The sequence below is a fragment of the Paenibacillus sp. Z6-24 genome, from assembly GCF_054161335.1.
This window is the reverse complement of record NZ_CP096398.1, coordinates 2,686,585-2,707,036: the sequence shown is the minus strand read 5'-3', so window position 1 is coordinate 2,707,036 and position 20,452 is coordinate 2,686,585. Positions and strand designations below refer to the sequence as shown.

Here is a 20,452-nt window from a genome sequence, read left to right as displayed (position 1 = left end):
CTGATGTGTATACAGAAAGACAGTTTACCTTTACAAAGTCAGACTGGAAATCTCAATTCAAATTGGGTCATAAAACCTAATTTGTAGTATACTTGTTAAGGGGTCGGCGCATATTTGCGCAATGAATCATGTCATAATACCCAATTTATACCAAATAGATTGGAGTATGATCTACAGGTGATTGGAGAATGAATATGAACACATCAGGAGCATTGTTAAAAGTACTTCAGCAGCCTGTGCAAGAATTCAAAATGGCTGCGATTGAACATCATTGCCCACATTGCCAGGAAGTCTTAATCCGGGTAGAACCGGATCCAAAGGCCGGCAATAAACAGCAGGTGAATATTTATCCCGGATTGCCGGAGCTTGAGGGTCGCTATGTATATATGGATAGCGATATGATTACAGGGATACGAAGCAGTATTCTGGGCAGTGACTGGTATGATACGTCCTATTCGTGTGGAGAATGCCAGAAATGCCAGGGAATCTTTTGGACAGCTGCTGTCTATGTGGCTTCAAGGCCGGTACGTAATCTGATTGTGGAAAATGAACATCACTTTATGCTGCAGACCGATCCGGAAGCGGATTATGCTGAATTTTACGGGATGGAAGACTATTCCTGTTATCACCGGATTTTTTATCAGGATGCCTTTGTAGAAGGGGACCGGACCGGTGCACCTCTGCATATTAATGAGTATGTACTGGGACCTTTTATATTTGAAGAAGGTAATGAAGGAGCTGTCAGTGAACTGGCAGAACAGATTCTGCTAGTCGCAAAGGAATCGATGGGCTGCCGTTCGAAATTTTGAAAAATGTGACTGATGTCTGGATTCCAGAGTGCAGGACAACTGAAGACGAAAATCTGCTGCAAGAAAAGCAAAAAGAGCTTAACCCCTAGAGGCGGTTAAGCTCCTTTTTGCTTTGTTGTTCTTTTCTTCGTTTAACTTTCAAGCTATCAGACTATTGCTTTACCACTTCAAAAGCCTCCCAGGCGCCGCCGACGGTTGTACGGTTGGCAATGAGTGGACTGCTGCCTGTATTGTCAGCCGTAACATATTTGTTATTGGCCAGCGACTTGAGCGTTCGCTTGCCATCTGCGGTTGTCCCGATCTCAAACGTCTCCCATGTACCGATGGATGTCTTATTTGCGATTAACGGGCTGGTTCCATTGTTATCAGCGGATACATACTTGCCATTGATCATGGAGCGCAGGGCTACACGACTGCTGCCCAGATCAATCAGTTCAAAACGCTCCCATGTGCTGACGTTATCCGAACGGGCGATCAGAGCCCCTCTGCCGTAATCCTCAGCCACAACATATTTGTTATTGGCTCCGGATTTGAGTGCGACGATATTATAACCGCCTTCACGCTGGAACACATGGACATAATCGACCAGCAGCTTCTGCGGGAAAGCGGTGCTGGCATCCGGATAGCCCGGCCAGTTGCCGCCGACAGCCAGATTGAGCAGCAGGAAGAATGGCTTGTCATACGCCCAGGTGTTGTCGCCTACATCTGCAGGAGTGCGGGTATGATACAGATTACCGTCTACATACCAGCGAATAACGCCAGGTTCCCATTCTACCGTATAGTTGTGGAATCCGTTGCTGAACGGCTCACCGATCGTATAGGCTGCCGACAGCCCTTTATCACCGGAGTAACCGGGGCCGTGAATCGTTCCATAGACGGTATTTGGTGCCGGTGGCCCGATATATTCCATAACATCGATCTCGCCGCTGCCCGGCCATGGATTGCTGGCAATATCGCTGCCCAGCATCCAGGCAGCAGGCCAGATTCCTTTACCATATGGAACTTTGGCACGGATATCGATTTTGCCGTATTTCATATCAAATTTGTTGGCAGTGGTCAGACGGGCGGAGGTGTACTGGGAGCCCTGATAATTCTCTTTGAGCGCCTGGATGACCAGATTGCCGTTCTCCATATAAGAGTTACTGGTGCGGTTGGTATAGTATTGCAGCTCATTATTGCCCCAGCCGTTATTGTTGCCTATCTCCTGATTCCATTTGGATGTATCTACGCTGCTTCCATTAGGTCCGTTAAAATCATCTGCCCATACCGGCACCCAGCCGCTGGACGAAGAGGCCTCGGCAGTCTGCGGATTGGCATTCCATGGGATGACTAATCCAGCAGCGCATACCGTAGATAAAAAGAGGGAGAAAAGCTGTTTTTTCATTAAAACAACCACCTTTTAAATAGAATGATTTCCAATATATTCTAATATGTAAAGGCTAACAAATACAGATCCATTTCCTGAATGCGTAGAAATGCACATACTCTTCAGTGAAACGCTATCTGTAACCAACTATTTTAGCCCACTATTTCAAATCCACAACAAAACAAATATAAATAAAAATTAATTTATTTATCTGTATTTGTTTATGTCCGTTTATTATTGACTTTCAGCATGCAGAGGAATAAAATAAGGGAGTAGAACCTATTCGGATAATCAGGGGAGAGAAATATGATGCATATGATAATGCCTGATCAACAGCCGCTCCCGATCCAAGCGGAGCAGATTCCATTTGTGCGCGAGATGGCACAGATTACCCGTAATATGTGGCGTTTTGGTTGGGATGAACGCAACGGTGGCAATGTCAGCTGTATTTTGGAAGAGCAGGATGTGGCGCAGTATCTGGATATCCATCATGTCATTCGGCATATCGAACCCGCTTTTCCGATCCATGAACTGGCTGGTCGTTATTTTATCGTCACCGGATCAGGCAAATATTTTAAAAATGTTATCGATGATCCTGAAGGAAATCTTGGTGTGCTGCGTGTATCCGAGAATGGAGAACAGCTGGAACTGTTGTGGGGGCTGAGCAACGGGGCTGTACCGACGAGCGAACTGCCGGCTCATTTTATGAGTCATATCGAGCGTCTCAAGATCGATCCGCAGCATCGCGTTGTCATGCACAATCATGCGACCCATACGCTGGCGATGACTTTTGTTCATACGCTGGATGAGAATGCATTTACCCGGACGCTGTGGGAGATGTGCACGGAATGTATTGTTGTTTTTCCGGATGGGATCGGCGTGATTCCGTGGATGGTGCCGGGTTCCAGTGAAATCGGGCGTGCGACTGCACAGAAAATGAAAGAACATCGCGCTGTCCTGTGGCCCCAGCACGGAATCTTCGGTGCCGGGGCAACGATTGATGAAGCATTCGGTCTGATTGAGACGATCGAAAAGGCAGCCCAGATCTATATGAAAATCGTCCATCTGCCGATCCTGCAGCGTATTACCGAGCAGCAGCTGGCAGATCTCGCCCAGGCATTCGGAGTCACCCCAAGACCGGGAATTTTAAAAGCTCAAACAGGTATACAGCAGAACGGACAGTAGGAACCATAATTAGAACAAACAGTAGAACTTGCTCTGTAAACCTATCAAGCAACAAATTCCATTAAACTTTATTCATTAATATAGAAAAGTAACCATAAATTTTGTAATTGGTGGTGCTGTAAAAGTAATATGGTTTGACCGTATAATATGAAGATTATGTGAAAATACGACTTGAAGATCAGCCTGCGTCTATGCAGGCTGATCTTTTTATTATAAGGGGTGGAGAGTGATCAGCAGGGCTTTTACAATGATTATTCGAAAAAAAGGGACTGTTACAGCATCCTTTTCCAGTTGAATAAGCATAAATGATGTAAGCGCAATCGCCAATTAGTATTAGAACCTGGTCTTAAGACATGCTATACTAAAGTGAATCATCAGTATTCATTTTGTGCATAAAGGGGAAATTAATTATGAAGTATCAGGAATGGACTGCACCTCAGCAATACAACCTAACCTCCGAAATGGAGAAACATAATCCCGCCAAAACAGCGCTCAAATGGCTGAATGACAAGGGAGATACACAGGAAATCTCATATGGCGAATTGTTAAAGGAGGCTAATCGGCTGGCTAACGGTCTGCTCAAGCTTGGACTTCAGCAGGGCGATCGTGTACTGGTCATGGTACCAAGACAGATTACCGCCTATATTATATATTTGGCCTGTCTTAAAAGCGGGCTTGTCATTATCCCATCTTCGGAAATGCTGCGTGCCAAAGACCTGGCTTACCGGCTGCGTCATTCGGAAGCTCGTGCGGTCATCGCCTGGTCAACGGTCACCGGTGAAGTGGACAATATCGATGAGGAACTGCCTGCCTGGGCATTCCGCATCTCTGTCGCTGCCGATCAGTCGGAACTGGCTGAAGGCTGGCTGGATCTGAAGGAGCTGATGCAGAACGAAGAAGAACAGTTTGAAGCTGCTGCAACAAGCCGTGATGATATGGCGATTCTCGCCTACACGTCCGGAACAACCGGCAATCCGAAAGGTGTCGTTCACAGTCATGGCTGGGCATACGCGCATCTGCGCATCACCGGTCCTTGGCTGGATATTCGTCAAGACGATATCGTCTGGGCTACCGCAGCTCCAGGCTGGCAAAAATGGATCTGGAGTCCGTTCCTGTCGGTCCTGGGACGTGGAGCAACCGGTCTGGTCTATAATGGATCGTTCCAGCCGCATAAATATCTGGAGCTCATTCAGCAGTATGGCGTACAGGTACTGTGCTGTACACCGACCGAGTACCGCCTGATGGCCAAACTCGAAAATCTGGGCAGCTACAATCTGTCCAGCCTGCGCAGCGCTGTATCGGCAGGAGAACCGCTGAATCAGGAAGTGATTCATACCTTTAACCGAGAATTCGGCTTGACGATCCGTGATGGATACGGACAGACCGAAAGCACACTGCTGATCGGTAATCTGACGAATACTGAGATTCGCCTGGGTGCTATGGGACAATCGATGTCTCCGGGACTTGTCGAGATCATTAATGAAGAAGGCCAGCCGGTACCGGCAGGAGAGGTCGGTAATATCGCTGTCCGCACCGATATGCCGGCTCTGTTCCAAACTTATTATCTGGACCCGGAACGCAAAGCCGAGAATGTTAGCGGCGATTACTTTATTACCGGCGACCGTGCACGCAAGGATGAAGAAGGCTACTTCTGGTTTGAAGGACGCGGTGATGATATTATTATCAGCTCGGGCTACACGATTGGTCCGTTTGAAGTGGAAGAAGCACTGATGAAGCATCCTGCTGTCAAGGAATGTGCTGCTGTAGCCAGTCCAGATGAGATTCGTGGTCATGTCGTTAAGGCGTTTATCGTATTAAAAGATGGGGTGGAGGGTACACCGGAACTGGCGAGAGAGCTGCAAAATCATGTTAAGCAGTGGACAGCTCCTTACAAATACCCGCGTAAAATCGAATTTATCACCGATCTGCCTAAAACCAGCTCTGGCAAAATCCGCCGCATCGAACTGCGTGAGCAAGAGAAAAAAGCCAATAGTTAATCTGAACAAATCATCATTAGCTGAACCGACTAGTAAAATTCCATACTAATGTTGATCAGACAGAGCACGAACAGAATTCCAGCTTAATAAAAATGACCAAGCAGCCTCTGAAGGCTGCTTTTTTTCGCTTCTACCGTTTCTTACCATGCTTCTGTCCATCTCTGGTTTTCCAGGTCCTGTATATCCTCTGTAATAGTGTCCCGAATTGCTGTGTATTGTTGCATAAGCAAAAAGATTATCAGCAGATCAGTAGGGGAGCGTAGCATATACCTTTTGAAGCAGATACTACTTCAATAGACATATATACCTATAAAAGTATCGTTAAAACATCATAATTCACATATGAGATATTTTCTGATCAGTCCTTTAAGTTGGATAAAATGATTAATGATTCAATACATGAAAAATTCATAATAGAATAAATAGAATGCTCGCCATGCAAAAAAACATCAAAATAAATCATAAGACGCACCGTTATAAAGAAGAAAATAGTTCCAAAGACATTTGTCAATATGTCATATACAAATATATTTTTCTCTATTAAGACAGTTAGCTATTTAAATTATCTTTAATTCATGCGATATTAGTAGTACGTGTATTTAGGTGTATCTGGGGGTCAAAAGTCATGTACAGCTTTTTAGTTAGCTTTGCAATATCGTTTATACCATTTATGCTGCTTGGGGTACTTGCCATTGAAATCCTGATGCGGCATCCGGATAGCTCACTTCATCGGCTGACTACCATTCTGATCGGTGCACTTTCTCTTATATTTTTGTCCGATTTTCTTACACAGGCATTGGATTATGAATTCGCAAGCCGGGTTAATCCTCGTCTTACTTATGATCTAACTTTTATTGCGATTACCATTCTTACGTATTACTTTGCTATTCTGAGTCGGATGAAGCTGCCGTTCTGGCTGCTTCATCCCTTTGCCGGTGTTCCGCTGACAGGCATTGTAATGATTCATGGCTGGCCGGATATCTTTCAGCTATATATGGCGAAGGGCGAGCATTGGCGGATGGAAATGCATAATGAAACCTTTGATCTGATGTTTGTGACCATTACACTATATTCGTTATCCTTTTTGCTGATGATTATGTTTATTGGTTACCGCAAGCTCAAGAGCAGCCGTGCCTATGAGCGGGAGCAGCAGATGATGCTGACAATTATCCGCGGAAGCGTGTTCGCATCGATCTGGCTTGTTTTCTTTTTTGCACTGAGTCAGATTTTCCCAGAGATTCCAATGGTGCCGGTAGACAGTCTGCCTACGTACGCAGCGATCATCTTGGCGTATACACTGCGTTTGGCGATGCGTAAGCATAATTTCCTCGCAACGGCAGAGCAGCGCTACAAATTGCTCTTTACCCTTTCAAGCAGTGGGGTTGCCCTTATGAACTCACGGGGAATTGTAACAGAGTCCAATCCGGCATTCCGCGCGATAACCGGAACATCCGAGAGTGAAGGGGATATCGATATTTTGTCGATTTTGCCGGATGCGGATAAAAGCGGGTACCTGAGCGTGATTGAGAAGGCTTTCCGTGAGCGTGCTTTTCCGCAGCAGATGCAGATGGAGATTATGAGCCGTTCGGGACTACGCTATATAGTGGAGGTGAACAGTGACTTTCTACAGATAGAGGGCGAACTGCATTCCTATTTGCTGGTGCGGGATATTACTGCCCAGCAGCGCAATGAGCAGCAGCTGCTTGAACTTGCTTTTACCGATTCACTCACCGGTCTGGCGAATCGATATCACTTTAATATGAAGCTGCAGGAAGCAGTGAAACGGGCGCATCATACCGGCACACGGGTTGTGGTCATGCAGATGGATCTGGATCACTTCAAATGGATCAATGATACGATGGGTCATTCGGCAGGCGATATTTTGCTGTACAATGTGGCTGATCTGATCCGTCAGCATTCACCGATTGGCAGCATAGTGGCGCGTACCGGCGGCGACGAATTTGCCCTGCTGGCCGAGCTGGAGAGCTGGCAGGGAGAAGATACCGCAGCAGAGATGGCCAATACAATTCTTCATGCTTTTGCCAAACAGGTTGTACTTGGGGAAAAGTATTATCATGTCTCCTGCAGTATTGGTGTCTGCCTTGCGCTTAGAGATGGAGAAGATCCAGAGACCTTGCTGCGCAACGCGGATATCGCCATGTATGCTGCCAAGCGTCTCGGCCGCAATCAGTATCATCTGTTCAATGACCAGCTGAAAAGTGAAGCAAAGCGGGAGCTGCTGATGCAGCAGGGACTGGAAACTGCTCTGCTGCGCAATGAATTCTCGCTTGTCTATCAGCCTCAGGTGGACAGTCATACTGGTATTGCCTTTGGAGTGGAAGCGTTGCTGCGTTGGCATTCAGCCGAACTGGGCTTTGTATCCCCTCAGGATTTTGTACCGGTCGCCGAGCAGAATGGAACGATCCGACAGATTGGCGAATGGGTGATGCAGGAGGCTGCCGAGCAGGCCGTACGTTGGCTGGAAGAGGGATATCCGGAGATGCAGATGTCGGTCAATGTATCGGCAAGCCAGCTGAGTGATCCGTATTTTGCCCGTAAAGTCGAGAAGGTGCTGATGCAGACCGGACTGCCGGCACATCTGCTCTGTTTGGAGTTTACGGAGAGTGCGGCGATTCGTGAAGAAGAGCAGATTATGCAGATCTGCGAAGAGATTGTCGGTATGGGCGTTACGCTGGCTGTTGATGATTTTGGTACCGGTTATTCGTCCATGAAGACGGTGACCAGCTTCCCATTCCAGTTTATCAAAATTGACCGTTCGCTGATTTTTGATATTGATGTGAATCCGCGTAATGTGGCGGTTGTTCGCTCGGTGCTTGAACTCGCGGAACAGCTCAACATGAAAGTGCTGGCCGAAGGCGTGGAATCACGGCAGCATGTTGAACTGCTTCAGCAGCTGGGCTGCTATCATATCCAGGGTTATTATTACGGTCGCCCAATGAAAGTGCATGATCTGGAAGTGTGGATGAATACGGGGCCGGTCAGCAAATCTTCCTGATCCATTACTCGAAATAAAAAAGGTGAACGAAAAAGCAGCTTTATCCCTGTAGGGAAAAGCTGCTTTTTTCTGCGAAAAAACAACGAAAGGACAACTTGTTTCTATCTGAAAGATAGGAAACTATGACTGCGATCCAGCAAACGACTGGATCGCAGTTATGCAGTTGGTGACCGGATGATAATCCGCTTTGGGCGGAGGACTCTTGATATTGCTCTGCTTGTGGTTATCGACGCTGAGCTGCTGGTACCAGCCTCCATGCTCCCGGTCGATCAGATGATCCCAGCAGTAGGCGAACAGCCGGTCATAGAATTCCAGATAGACGGATGGATCATCCGGCGTTCTGGCGCTCAGAATGGCCGCGGCGCCCAATGCCTCGGTCATCACCCAGTACAGCTTGTCCGGTGCAATCATCTCGCCATCGGTATCCATAATATAGTAGAGACCGCCATGCTCGGGATCGGCAGCCTTGTCTGCAGCATGGGTGAACAGGTTCACGGCACACGGATACATCCAGGATTCTGGACGGTGCTGTTCCAGCCGCAGCAGCAGTTTGCTCCATTCGATCGAATGACCGAGTATATGACCGTATGGCCGAATCTCATCCGAGGTGTCGTTATAATTGAATTTCCAGTCAATCTGCCAGTTCTGATCATAATGTTCCCAGATGAGGTCACCGGACTGCGGCAGCAGATCGAACATGACCTTGCGGGCAATGAAATAGGCTCGATCAAGGTAACGGGATTCACCGGTGGCTTCATAAGCGGCCATCATCGCTTCGCATGTATGCATATTGCCGTTTTGACCGCGGTAAGAAGATACTTCCTGCCAGTCTGCACTAATCTGATCGACATAGATTCCGTCCTCTTCGCGCCAAAAATGCTGTTCGAGCACTGTGTAGATATCTTCCAGCATATCGGCTGCCATAGGGATGCCTGCCTTATGAGCGGTAGCAGCGGCCAGCAGGGCAAAAGCATGTCCATATAGCTGCTTGCTGGAATCCCGGACTTGATGATTCTCCAGAATCCAGTAGTAACCGCCATGCTGCTGATCCCGCTGATACTCCTGCAAAAAGCGCAATCCATGCTCCGCCAACTCCCGATATATTGGATTATCACTTAGCATAGCCGCCGTGCTGAACACATAGACAAAACGGGATTGCCCGACAAGATGCCGGGTAGGATCGTCACATAACGTACCGTCATCAAAAAAGCAGTGATGATAACCGCCAACCTCATCATCTCTGCATTGAGGTACATAAAAGTTGATCGTATCCATAATATGCTGCTTTAGAAAATCGGATGAACGAAAATCAGGATAAGTGGAAGACATACAAATAAACCTCCTTGCAATCTGTAATGAATATTCCTCTAAGAACGGAGGATGACCTGGAACGCCGGGTAGATGCCTGTGTCCATTCCATGGCTATATGATTACCCTGATTGGCAGAAGAGCTAACGAATTTGGGGTTATTCCTTAATTTGATTATAATAAAAGAGAAATGTAGGCGTTTTCGCCGGAGTGTTTTACCCATTTCGATACGATCGGCAGCGGCTACATCATCACATTCGATAAAGGAGGCAGTATAATGGATTATGTGTATATGGGTCGCAGCGGCCTGCAGGTATCACGGCTGTGTCTCGGTACGATGACGTACGGGGATTGGGATATGGATGAACAGAGCTCACTGTCCATACTGGACCGGATTCTGGATTCGGGCATTAATTTTCTGGATACAGCAGATACATACGGGAAGGGGACGAGTGAAGAGATTATTGGCAAAGCACTCAAAGGGCGTCGTGACCAATTTATCGTCGCAACCAAGTTCAAAGTACGTACTGCCGAAGGACCCAATGGGGAAGGGGCAAGCCGCTACCGGATTATGCGCCAGGTAGAAGCCAGTCTCAAGCGGCTCGGTACCGACTATATTGATCTGTACCAGATTCACCGCCCGGATCCGCATACTCCGATCGATGAGACGCTGCGGGCGCTCAACGATCTGGTGGCTCAGGGGAAAGTGCGCTATATCGGATGCTCCAACTTTGAAGCATGGCGGATGGTGGAATCGCTGTGGACGAGTGAGAAAATGAATCTGGAGCGCTTTGTGACCAATCAGCTGTCCTACAGTCTGCTCAATCGCTATAGCGAGCAGGAGATCCTGCCGGCCGCCGAGCGTCATGGACTCGCCATTATGGCCTATTCGCCTCTGGCTGGCGGCTGGTTATCCGGCAAATACCGCAAAAACCAGCCGCTTCCGGCAGGATCGCGCGGAGAGCAGATGGATCTGAGTACACCGACCAATCAGCATAAGCTGGATATAGTGGAACAACTGACGGTACTCGCCGAAGCGAGAGGAGTCTCCCTGAGTCAGTTTTCGCTCGCCTGGCTGCTGCGTCGTCCGGACGTCATTCCGATTGTCGGTATCCGGAACGAGCAGCAGCTGACTGATAATCTCGGAGCTCTGGAGATTAGGCTGTCCGAGGAAGAGATTCAGCGGATTGATGAGATTATCCCGAGTCCATATCAGGATTTCTCAAGAGATGGCAGCTTTACCATTTCTAAAATCTCTATGTGAGAGTAGAGCTGCCGATAGCTGATAGTACGGCGGACTTTGCTATTGTAAACATTGTGTTCTAGTATGCAGCACGCCTAACCAGCAGGTTGAACTTCCGGCTGGTTAGGCGTGCTGTTTTCATGTTGCTGAAGAATGGTCTGGCTGCCCCGTTATAGGAAATAACTATTTCAGCCGGTATGGCTTGGATTCAGCAGACCATTTGTGCTACGATAACTCCGATTAGTCCAAAAACCGATCTGCTTTCAGAGCAGGTCGTGAACGGCAGCAGGAGAAGACGGAGCGTCCGAAGGGGGAAAGGTATTGACACTACAGCAGCTGCGGTATGCCATTGAAATTGCGAACTGCGGTTCCATGAATGAGGCGGCAAAGAGGCTTTTTATTTCACAGCCTAGTCTTTCAAATGCCATCAAGGAACTGGAAAGTGAATTGGGAATTTCCATTTTTGACCGAACCAATCGGGGGATCAGCATTTCTGTAGAGGGGATGGAGTTTCTCGGCTATGCCCGCCAGATTATCGAGCAGGCGGAATTGATCGAGAATCGATACCATGGCAGCAAGCGTAATCTAATCCACTTCTCCGTATCGACACAGCATTACGCTTTTGTGGCGGATGCCTTTGTAAAGCTGATGGAGCAGACGGATATTAACGAATATAATCTTCATCTGCGTGAGACACAGACGTACAATATTATCGAAGATGTGAAGACGCTGCGCAGTGATATCGGCGTTTTGTATATTAACGAGCGCAATTTTAAAGTTATGAACAAGTTGTTCAGCGACGGTAACCTGATGTTCACGCCGCTGTTCAATACAAGTCCGCATATTTTCATCCGGGCAGCCCATCCACTAGCTCAAAAGGAAATGGTCACGACCGAGGATTTGAGCATGTATCCGTACATTACCTTTGATCAGGGAGCGAATAATTCGCTGCATTTCTCCGAGGAGATGATTACTTTTTCCTCGACAGCCAAAAGCATCAAGGTACATGACCGGGCGACACTCGCCAATCTGCTGTCCGGCACGAACGGTTATACCGTAGGAACCGGCATTCTGGTATCCCAGTTTAATTATGAGCAGCTGGTCGCCGTGCCGCTGCAGACGAATGAAGATTTTACCGTCGGCTGGATCGCACACAAGGATCGCAAGCCGAGCGAAGTAGCTTCTCAGTATATTGATATACTCAACGATCTGGTGTCCAATAGCTATCTGAATATGAATCAATTTCTATTATAAGTACAGGAGGAGCCTATGCAGAGTCCAATGACAGGAACCAAACGAAACAAACCTCCTTTCCGCTGCGATATTGTAGGCAGCTATCTGCGTCCGGAATCAATCCGGGATGCGCGGTTCCAGTATGAGAGCGGCGAAATGACTGCCGAGCAGCTGCGAGCGATAGAAAATGAAGAGATCACCAGGCTGGTACAAAAGCAGAAAAGTATGGGACTGCAGACGATCACCGATGGAGAGTTCCGACGTACATGGTGGCATCTGGACTTTTTCCTCGGTATTCAAGGCACCCGGAAGATCGGTCTGCCTACAGCCGGCATCGATAATCGTAACCGGGCCGAGAGTTTCCGGATTATAGATAAAATCTCGTTTGGCGACCATCCGATGGTGGAGCATTTTCGTTATTTGCAGCAGATTGCCGGTGATCGTACCGCCAAAATGACTATCCCTTCGCCGGCACTTTTTCATTTTGTGGAAAATTATAACGGCAATGACGTATACAGCGATCAGGAAGAGCTGTATCGGGACATTATTCATGTGTACCAAACAGCGATCCGGGCATTCTATGATGCGGGCTGCCGTTATCTTCAGCTGGATGATACGACATGGGGAACGCTCTGCAGCAGCAGACACCGGATGCTGCTCCGCAACCGCGGCCAGGACCCCGATCAGCTGGCCAGTGATTATGTGCGTCTGATCAATGAGAGCATCGAGAACTGTCCGGAGGATATGACAATTGCGCTGCATGTATGCCGGGGGAATTTCCGTTCAACCTGGTTTGCGGCGGGCGGTTATGAGCCGGTCGCCGAAGAACTGTTTGGCAAGACCCGGGTGGACGCCTTTTTCCTGGAATATGACAATGAACGGGCTGGAGATTTCCAGCCGCTGCGTTATATCAAAAACCAACTTGTGGTACTGGGGCTCGTTACGACCAAGCATGGGGGACTGGAGAGCAAGGAAGTACTCAAGGAAAGGATTGCCGAAGCTGCGCAGTATGTGCCTCTGGATCAGCTCTGCCTGAGCACCCAGTGCGGCTTTGCTTCGACCGAGGAGGGCAATATGCTGACCGAGGAAGAGCAGTGGAACAAGATCCGCTTGGTTATCGATACGGCAAATGAGGTATGGACCCAGTCTCCGGCAGCATTGTTATAGGCCGGGGCTATAGCAGGCAGGTATCTTATGTGTATCAGGTATCTCGTGTATATAACGTATCAGGATAATAGGTTCAGGATGATTGAAAAAATCATGACTCTGTAAAAAACAGCTCGTTATGTACTGGGCTGTTTTTACAGAAATCCTTCATCACTGGATTTTAATATATTAGGATGGATGACAGCGAGGTAATCGTAATGAAGAAAATGATACTGATCTTAATTCCAGTCATAATTATAGGAATATATAAGTCAAAGTACATACCAACGAGTGGATGATGAAAGTATTCAGACAATCGTACAGAAAGAAAATATCGTTTTGTTGGACTCTGAAATAATGGATACAGGCTCTTCTTCATTTGGAGTAATTTATTATCAGGATCAGAATCGGTTAGGAACAGGAATTATTACAATATCCGGTAAGACACCGCAATTGGCAAAAGAATTGGAAATTACAGAGCAGCACGATCAGCCGGTTCAATATCTAGGAACTAAGAGCGGCTACCCTTATGTAGGAATAACTATTCATGATAAAGAAATCTTAAAATATGCAAAAACGATAACAGTAAAATTTCCGGATCAAAAACCACAAGTAAAAAGTGTACAAAAGCCTCAAAGCTCTTTTCTATTTGTAGGAACAAAGTCATTGCAAAACTCGTCTAACCATCTACAGTATGAAATCAAAAATGATACAGGTGAAATCTTGTATGAAAAGAATTATTGATTGGATGGTTAAATAGGAAAGTGAAAAGCAATATAAGTAAAAGCCAGCCTGGTATATCCTGGGCTGGCTTTGGCATATGCTGTATATCTATTTTTGGAATCGTTTGATATCAACCGGGTTCAGAACAATTACAGACCTTCACGCAGGAAGGCATTTGCCAGTTTCATGGCGCCTTTTTTGGCCTGTGTCTCTGCCAGCACGTTCAACATCACAAAGTCATGAATAATACCCTGGAAACGAACGGCCGTTACCGGTACGCCGGCTTCACGCAGTTTGTTGGCATACGCTTCGCCTTCATCACGCAATACGTCGGCTTCGCCGGTAATGATGAGTGCTTCCGGCAGACCCTGAAGCTGCTCGGTTGTAGCACGCAGCGGGGAAGCGGTGATCTGGGCACGATCATTCGGATCGGTCGTATATTGATCCCAGAACCACTGCATTCCTTCTCGGGCGAGGAAGTAACCTTCTGCGAACTGGTGATATGATTCCGTATCAAAGTTCGCATCCGTTACCGGATAGAACAGCAGCTGTTTGTGAATCGTCGGGCCGCTGCGTTCTTTAGCCATCAGCGTGATCGCTGCCGTCATATTGCCGCCGACGCTGTCGCCACCTACATACAATTTGGATATATCAAAGTTTTGGGCACTGCCCTGCTCGGCAATCCACTGCAATACGGCATAGATCTCTTCGATCGCTGTCGGATATTTGGCTTCGGGAGACAGGCTGTATTCCGGGAAGACCACTGCTACTCCGGCACCAACAGCCAGTTCGCGAATCAGACGGTCGTGGGTATGGGAGTTGCCGAATACCCATCCAGCGCCGTGAATGTACAGCAGGACCGGCAGCTCGGCAGAAGCACCATGAGGGCGAACAATACGAATTGCAACCTCGCCATCCGGACCGCCTGGAATTTTCAGGTCCTCGATATCCACTTCAGGCTTGGCAATATCGCCGGATTGAACTTCGTTTACCGTCTCGCGTCCTTTTTCCGGTCCCAGATCGAACAGGAAAGGTGGCTTGGAATTATCATCGGCAAATTTCTGTGCAGCAGGTTCCAGGTATACTTTTTTCTCGGTAGTCATAGGAAATCCTCCTCAGGTTGATGTACTGGTTTGCATAAAGTTATATCGTTTGTCGTATATCTTGTTGTTAAAGCGACCAGGCTGTCTACCGGCAATGGTATCATTCAGCCCAAAAATATGTACATAAGCCGCTGTATTATTGCCTTTGCAATTACTATAACAAAATTTAATTGTGTAATTGCTTCTATAAGGAACGTAAACGTAAAAGAAGCTGATGAAACAGAAGCCAAGCTGCATTACCGGCTGTTAACCGTCAAAAAAGCTTGATAAAGTACAGAAGATAGGTAGTTGCTGCGAACTGCTGTATAATGAAAGAAAAATTCAGACCGAACGTTGGAGAAAGGAACATTCATATCATGAACAGACGTAACTATACCCTGCCGGATGACCGGAACGAACAGCATGAACCATGGGATGAAGATACAGGCAGCCCGTATGCCGAAGAGCTGGAAGCCTTTCTCGACTGGATGAAAGATGCAGGTTATACCGGGTATACCCGCAAAGCCTATCTTGGGGATGTACATGAATTTCTGGAATCCCATTCCGTAAAAGGCAAGCCGCTCGATGATATCAAAAAGCGGCATGTGCTGTCCTACTTGAGCAGCGCACGCTCAAGAGGTGTTAGTGATTCGACACGTAATCGCAAACATGCAGCAGTCAGCTGCTTTTTCAAGGCATTGATGGAGCTGGAGATGGCAGCTGCCAATCCTGCAGCGGGTATCAAAAAGGCCAAAACCGAACAGAACAAGGAACCCGTCTATCTGGATGAATCCAGACTGACCGGCTTTTTGCAATCGGTAGAAGGCAAGTATCGTACGCGGAACCTGACTGTATTTCTGCTGATGGCCTATATGGGTCTGCGCGTAGGTGAAGTCCATCTGCTGAATATACAGGACTATAACGAAGAGCGCGGTACGCTACAGGTATTCGGTAAAGGGCGGAAATGGCGTACACTTCCGGTGCCGTCAGCAGTAGCCGACTTTCTAAAGCTGGCAATCCGGGAAAGGCTTACCCCATGGCGGGATGGAGAAAATGCACTTTTTATCTCGCAAAAAGGGACCCGGCTGTCGATCCGCAATATCCAGCAGATTGCAGCAGACACCTTTGACAAATTTCAGGAAAATGTGGAGCCAGGGCAGCGTCTGCCGTATTCCAGTCATAAGCTGAGACACTCCTTTGCCACAATGCTGCTGCGGCAGGGCACCGATCTGCGGACCGTACAGGAGCTGCTTGGTCACTCTTCGATTCAAACGACGATTATCTATACCCACGTCAGCAGCCGGGAAAAGCAGGAAGCCATTTCACGGCTTGATATCCAGTTGCCCGTACCGCTGCACAGTGATCGGGAAGAGGGGGCAGAATAGCTCTGCACTGAGCAGCTGCTCTGGGCCCGATTATATATGCTCTAGCTGCCTAGATGGAATAGGATGAGAATAAGAAGGCTTTGGAACTACCGTTTATTATTTGGAACGAGAGAAATATGTAGCTTGCTACCCTCCTCGTCATATGTCCATCATCTATTCCTTATTCGGGCAGCCAATCCCGAGATTAACGCGGCTCTTCATAGCATTATGCCCAAAATCCGCAGGCTGGAATATGCCAAATTCAGCGAGGTCAGCAGGGAGCAATCCCCTACCGATCATACGCAGATTATTGCAGCCTGTCGTCAGCATAATACGGCAGAGGCTGTACGGCTGATGGAGCAGAACTGGCTGAGTCTGGGACAGTGGCTGACTGTACAGCATTCTGATTCTGCTTCAGCCCCTGCCACCGCTCTATCGGCAGAAGAGGAGGACAAGGGATGAAGGCGGTATTGATCGGTGTGATGGCAGCTTTCTTTTTCGCCTCCAGTTTTGTATTGAACCGATCAATGGAGGTAGGCGGGGGACACTGGATCTGGAGCAGTGCACTGCGTTATTTTTTCATGGTGCCGCTGCTTGTCATACTGGTACTGCTGCGCGGCAATCTAACACCGGTCTGGAAAGAAATGCGGCGTCAGCCTGACCGCTGGCTGCTGTGGAGTACAGTGGGCTTTGGGCTGTTCTATGCGCCGCTCTGTGCTTCGGCGGTATACTCGCCTGCCTGGCTGACGGCAGCAGGATTTCAGACGACAATTCTGGCCGGTATGCTGCTGTCACCGCTGTTCTTTTTCGTCCGTCAGACACCCGATGGGCCTGTACGCGAGAGAGGACGGATACCGCGCAGTGTGCTGCTGATTGCGATCATGATGTTATTGGGCATTGGACTGATGCAGCTGGGACAAATACATAACAGTCCTGCCCAGGCGAGCTGGCAGGGCATTGCGCTGATTCTGATCGGGGCGATCGCTTATCCGCTGGGCAACCGCAAGATGATGGAAGTATGTGATGGCAGGCTGGATGCATTTCAGCGTACGCTGGGGATGAGCATTGCGAGTCTGCCATTCTGGATACTGTTGTCCGTGATCGGACTGCTGCAGCATGGCCCGCCAGGCGGTGGTCAGACCTTTCAGGCTTTGCTGGTTGCCCTGTTCTCGGGAGTCATTGCGACGGTGCTCTTTTTCGGAGCGACCGATCGGGTACGCCATCATCCAGCCCGGCTGGCGGCAGTGGAGGCGACCCAGTCCCTGGAAGTGGTGTTTACTCTGCTGGGAGAATGGCTGCTGCTCGGCGTGATCCTGACATCTTTGGGAATGTGGACCGGCATAGTACTGGTTATCGGCGGCATGGTCGTGAATGCCTGGCTATCGGCACGTTCAAATTAAACTTACATTTCCGCTCAAATTCAAGTATAGTGATAGGCAGACTATTTTGGCCTGCTGCATGGAAGCGGCGGGCTGCATCCGTACTAATAAAGGAGTATACCATGCGATTTAATGTTCAATTCCTATCCTTTTTCGTTCTGCAGGTCGAAGGCAAAGAAGGCCAGACCTCCAAAAACTATAAACATTACCAGACGCTTGATGAAGACGAATATGAGCTGAGCGAAATCAAAAATTTCCTGCATGCCGAATTCACACGTACTGCCAAGCGCAAAGTCGAGAAAAACCCGTCCAGTGAGCAGCCGCCGACCAAGATTGGAACATTCCTTGTGGAACCGGGGCATGAACTGACCAGCAATCCCAATTTCAATCTGTTTGCCCGTTTGCGGACTGTAGACAATAAGGAAGACTTCAAAAATGCCGGCGATGATCTGGTACGCAGTTATCTGGATACCAGTTCCGTACGCGGCGGTGCTCTGATTGTATCTCAGGTCAAGATGGATACACATTTTGACGATCCCTTTGTATTTGTCATGAAATGTGATTTTGAGAAGCAGATTGCCCGTATTTCCGATGAGCGCAGTCTGATCAGTGAAGTGGAGATGGCGATCAGTGCCCGTAACATGAAGTCGATCCAGTATCCGCATATGCCCGAGGAAGGCATGATCGAAGAATGGGAGCTCAAAGTGCACCAATCTTCACATGCCCGCTACTTTGAGGACTTTCTGAAATTCGTAACCTATGAGCAGTCCATTCCCGAGATTGTCAATGAGCGGGTGATGGATTATGTACAGACCTATGTAGAGGAAAAGTGGCCGGATGCGAGCAACGAGGAGCGGCAGCGCGAAGAGCATGATCTGGAGCTGTGGGCAGCCAGTGACAAGCGTGATCTGCAGGAGAAGTGGGAGCCGCAGCAGGTAATTGAAGCGGCTGAGCGGATTGTAGAGATCAAGCCGGAGATTGAGATCCGCGTCAAACTGGGTGATACAAGTGTAAGAGGACTGCTGGCGGATTTTGGTTTCCGGATGCATATTGCCAAGCTGGGTGACCATTATGCGATGGTAATCGAAGGCGAGTCATTTACCTTTGAAAAAGGCTTTTCGCCGGTGGAACTGCTGCAGCCCGATACGTTCGAGAATCTGTCGAGACAGCTAATAGAGCGTGCGAATCAGCCGCAGGAACCGGATACTGATATTCCTTACTGAATGAAGCAGGGAATATAACCAGATACTGCATAATCAAATCTTCTATATACAGCAAACGCCGCCTTTCCTAATGGAAAGACGGCGTTTTTTGTCAATTTTCGCATAGCGCTGTATAATAGCGTGGGATATAATCGCTATGAACAGCCGGTCAGTTACATTGCAGAACCGTATTCTTATAGGCCGCTACTCCACCAGGAAGCATGTAAGCTCTTGCCTGAAATTTGAAATACAGACTAAATATTTAACTGGGCAATCTGCCCTTTGAGCTTGGCTGCCGAAGCGCGAAGCATTTCTTCTTCTTTTGGATTGAGAGGGATCTGCAGCTTCTCTCGAATCCCTTCTCTGCCGACAATAGCCGGTACCCCGAGATACACATCAGAGATGCCATGATAGTCATCCAGCAGGGAGGAGACGTTCAGTACAGCATGTTCATTTTGCAGAATGGCTGCCACAATCCGGTCGAGTGCAAGGGCAATCGCATAGGAAGTGGAGCCTTTGGCGTTGATAATTTCGTAAGCGGCATTTTTGGTGCTGTTGAAAATATCATCCTGCTCGGCTTCATCAAAGGCAATGCCTGCGCCTGCCACATTGGCCAGACTCCATACCGGCAGCTCGGAATCTCCATGCTCACCAATGATATGGGCGTGGATGCTGCGCGGATCGATTTCTTTGTGCTTACCGATCAGATAACGGAAGCGTGCGCTGTCGAGCAGTGTACCCGAGCCGATCACGCGGTTAGCCGGCCAGCCGCTTTTTTTCCAGGATACATAGCTGAGAATGTCTACCGGGTTGGTAGCGACCAGCAGAATACCATGATCATTATACTTGGTAATATTTTTGATAATGTCGTCGAAAATGGCGGCATTTCTATTCAAAAGGTCTATTCGCGTCTCACCGGGACGCTGATTGGAACCTGCCGCGATGATAATAATATCTGCATCTTTGCAATCAGAGTAGTCGCCGGCCCATAATTTGACACCGCCTACAAATGGCAGACCGTGATTCATATCAAGTGCTTCACCGAGTGCTTTGTCCTTATTGGCGTCGATAAATACCAGTTCGGACATCCGGTTACGGAGAAGTAGAGTGTAAGCGGTTGTGGAACCAACTGCTCCTGTGCCGATAACGACTACGCGGTTAGGTTTGGATACGGATTCAGACATTAATTATCATCTCCTTATATTTGTATTACAGATTCGCTACTATTGTAGCGGAAAGCTTTCACAAAGTAAAAAGGTGTTCTATTATTTATAACCGCAAACACGTTCTTTTAGTATCGAAAATCCATAAAACTGTAATCGCTTGTAACTTTTCTGTAAACTACCTTTTTTAAAATTAGTTTACTCTTATATAGGTCGTGAAAAATCGAAACGCTTTA

General features: G+C 48.0%; 16 protein-coding genes. 12 read left to right on the top strand and 4 right to left on the bottom strand.

The window, feature by feature from the left end:
* The first annotated feature begins 194 nt into the window (after positions 1-194).
* Positions 195-809, top strand: a complete 615-nt coding sequence (locus M1D61_RS11790) for a hypothetical protein (RefSeq protein WP_458118698.1) — start codon at positions 195-197, stop codon at positions 807-809.
* Positions 810-960: 151 nt separating this feature from the next.
* On the opposite strand, the gene M1D61_RS11785 is transcribed toward M1D61_RS11790, so the two are convergent.
* The gene (locus tag M1D61_RS11785) at positions 961-2,193 is read right to left on the bottom strand and encodes a family 16 glycosylhydrolase (protein WP_458118697.1); all 1,233 of its coding nucleotides are present in this window, start codon (positions 2,191-2,193) and stop codon (positions 961-963) included.
* 291 nt (positions 2,194-2,484) lie between these two features.
* Between M1D61_RS11785 and rhaD the strand changes: the two genes are divergently transcribed.
* From rhaD to M1D61_RS11770, 3 genes are all read left to right on the top strand, one after another.
* Positions 2,485-3,360 (top strand): rhamnulose-1-phosphate aldolase, encoded by an 876-nt coding sequence (rhaD, locus tag M1D61_RS11780; protein WP_458122491.1) that lies wholly within the window; start codon positions 2,485-2,487, stop codon positions 3,358-3,360.
* Positions 3,361-3,770: 410 nt separating this feature from the next.
* Positions 3,771-5,357, top strand: a complete 1,587-nt coding sequence (locus tag M1D61_RS11775) for an acyl-CoA synthetase (RefSeq protein WP_458118696.1) — start codon at positions 3,771-3,773, stop codon at positions 5,355-5,357.
* A gap of 625 nt (positions 5,358-5,982) precedes the next feature.
* On the top strand, positions 5,983-8,373 hold the full coding sequence (locus M1D61_RS11770; protein ID WP_458118695.1) for a putative bifunctional diguanylate cyclase/phosphodiesterase: 2,391 nt from the start codon (positions 5,983-5,985) through the stop codon (positions 8,371-8,373).
* A gap of 120 nt (positions 8,374-8,493) precedes the next feature.
* Here the strand turns inward: M1D61_RS11770 and M1D61_RS11765 are convergent, their stop codons facing one another.
* Complete coding sequence (locus M1D61_RS11765; RefSeq protein ID WP_458118693.1) at positions 8,494-9,702, bottom strand: AGE family epimerase/isomerase; 1,209 nt, start codon at positions 9,700-9,702, stop codon at positions 8,494-8,496.
* A gap of 256 nt (positions 9,703-9,958) precedes the next feature.
* Here M1D61_RS11765 and M1D61_RS11760 point away from each other — a divergent pair, with 256 nt between their 5' ends.
* From M1D61_RS11760 to M1D61_RS11745, 4 genes are all read left to right on the top strand, one after another.
* Complete coding sequence (locus tag M1D61_RS11760) at positions 9,959-10,945, top strand: aldo/keto reductase (protein ID WP_458118692.1); 987 nt, start codon at positions 9,959-9,961, stop codon at positions 10,943-10,945.
* A gap of 300 nt (positions 10,946-11,245) precedes the next feature.
* Entirely contained in the window at positions 11,246-12,178 is a 933-nt protein-coding gene (locus tag M1D61_RS11755) for a LysR family transcriptional regulator (RefSeq protein WP_458118690.1), read from the top strand.
* A gap of 15 nt (positions 12,179-12,193) precedes the next feature.
* On the top strand, positions 12,194-13,324 hold the full coding sequence (locus M1D61_RS11750; RefSeq protein ID WP_458118688.1) for a 5-methyltetrahydropteroyltriglutamate--homocysteine S-methyltransferase: 1,131 nt from the start codon (positions 12,194-12,196) through the stop codon (positions 13,322-13,324).
* Positions 13,325-13,594: 270 nt separating this feature from the next.
* On the top strand, positions 13,595-14,047 hold the full coding sequence (locus M1D61_RS11745; RefSeq protein WP_458118687.1) for a hypothetical protein: 453 nt from the start codon (positions 13,595-13,597) through the stop codon (positions 14,045-14,047).
* Between the two features lie 128 nt (positions 14,048-14,175).
* Here the strand turns inward: M1D61_RS11745 and M1D61_RS11740 are convergent, their stop codons facing one another.
* A complete protein-coding gene (locus M1D61_RS11740) occupies positions 14,176-15,129 on the bottom strand; it encodes an alpha/beta hydrolase (RefSeq protein ID WP_458118686.1) in 954 nt (317 codons plus the stop codon).
* Between the two features lie 356 nt (positions 15,130-15,485).
* Here M1D61_RS11740 and M1D61_RS11735 point away from each other — a divergent pair, with 356 nt between their 5' ends.
* The 4 genes from M1D61_RS11735 to M1D61_RS11720 all read left to right on the top strand — a co-directional run bounded on the left by M1D61_RS11735 (position 15,486) and on the right by M1D61_RS11720 (position 19,074).
* A complete protein-coding gene (locus tag M1D61_RS11735; protein WP_458118685.1) occupies positions 15,486-16,493 on the top strand; it encodes a tyrosine-type recombinase/integrase in 1,008 nt (335 codons plus the stop codon).
* A 123-nt stretch (positions 16,494-16,616) separates the two neighbouring features.
* On the top strand, positions 16,617-16,934 hold the full coding sequence (locus M1D61_RS11730) for an FCD domain-containing protein (protein ID WP_458118684.1): 318 nt from the start codon (positions 16,617-16,619) through the stop codon (positions 16,932-16,934).
* Positions 16,931-17,872 carry a DMT family transporter gene (locus M1D61_RS11725; RefSeq protein ID WP_458118682.1) on the top strand — a complete coding sequence of 314 codons (942 nt, stop codon included), beginning with the start codon at positions 16,931-16,933 and terminating at the stop codon, positions 17,870-17,872. Before M1D61_RS11730 ends, M1D61_RS11725 begins: the two co-directional genes overlap by 4 nt.
* Positions 17,873-17,973: 101 nt before the next feature.
* A complete protein-coding gene (locus M1D61_RS11720) occupies positions 17,974-19,074 on the top strand; it encodes a DUF3900 domain-containing protein (RefSeq protein WP_458118680.1) in 1,101 nt (366 codons plus the stop codon).
* Between the two features lie 233 nt (positions 19,075-19,307).
* On the opposite strand, the gene M1D61_RS11715 is transcribed toward M1D61_RS11720, so the two are convergent.
* A complete protein-coding gene (locus M1D61_RS11715; protein ID WP_458118679.1) occupies positions 19,308-20,237 on the bottom strand; it encodes an L-lactate dehydrogenase in 930 nt (309 codons plus the stop codon).
* Between the last annotated feature and the right edge of the window lie 215 nt (positions 20,238-20,452).

What these genes read in the sequence shown, in the direction of transcription:
- M1D61_RS11790 (WP_458118698.1), top strand. Translation starts at nt 195, where the DNA reads ATGAACACATCAGGAGCATTGTTAAAAGTACTTCAGCAGCCTGTGCAA.
- M1D61_RS11785 (WP_458118697.1), bottom strand. Translation starts at nt 2,193, where the DNA reads ATGAAAAAACAGCTTTTCTCCCTCTTTTTATCTACGGTATGCGCTGCT.
- rhaD (WP_458122491.1), top strand. Translation starts at nt 2,485, where the DNA reads ATGCATATGATAATGCCTGATCAACAGCCGCTCCCGATCCAAGCGGAG.
- M1D61_RS11775 (WP_458118696.1), top strand. Translation starts at nt 3,771, where the DNA reads ATGAAGTATCAGGAATGGACTGCACCTCAGCAATACAACCTAACCTCC.
- M1D61_RS11770 (WP_458118695.1), top strand. Translation starts at nt 5,983, where the DNA reads ATGTACAGCTTTTTAGTTAGCTTTGCAATATCGTTTATACCATTTATG.
- M1D61_RS11765 (WP_458118693.1), bottom strand. Translation starts at nt 9,702, where the DNA reads ATGTCTTCCACTTATCCTGATTTTCGTTCATCCGATTTTCTAAAGCAG.
- M1D61_RS11760 (WP_458118692.1), top strand. Translation starts at nt 9,959, where the DNA reads ATGGATTATGTGTATATGGGTCGCAGCGGCCTGCAGGTATCACGGCTG.
- M1D61_RS11750 (WP_458118688.1), top strand. Translation starts at nt 12,194, where the DNA reads ATGCAGAGTCCAATGACAGGAACCAAACGAAACAAACCTCCTTTCCGC.
- M1D61_RS11740 (WP_458118686.1), bottom strand. Translation starts at nt 15,129, where the DNA reads ATGACTACCGAGAAAAAAGTATACCTGGAACCTGCTGCACAGAAATTT.
- M1D61_RS11735 (WP_458118685.1), top strand. Translation starts at nt 15,486, where the DNA reads ATGAACAGACGTAACTATACCCTGCCGGATGACCGGAACGAACAGCAT.
- M1D61_RS11725 (WP_458118682.1), top strand. Translation starts at nt 16,931, where the DNA reads ATGAAGGCGGTATTGATCGGTGTGATGGCAGCTTTCTTTTTCGCCTCC.
- M1D61_RS11720 (WP_458118680.1), top strand. Translation starts at nt 17,974, where the DNA reads ATGCGATTTAATGTTCAATTCCTATCCTTTTTCGTTCTGCAGGTCGAA.
- M1D61_RS11715 (WP_458118679.1), bottom strand. Translation starts at nt 20,237, where the DNA reads ATGTCTGAATCCGTATCCAAACCTAACCGCGTAGTCGTTATCGGCACA.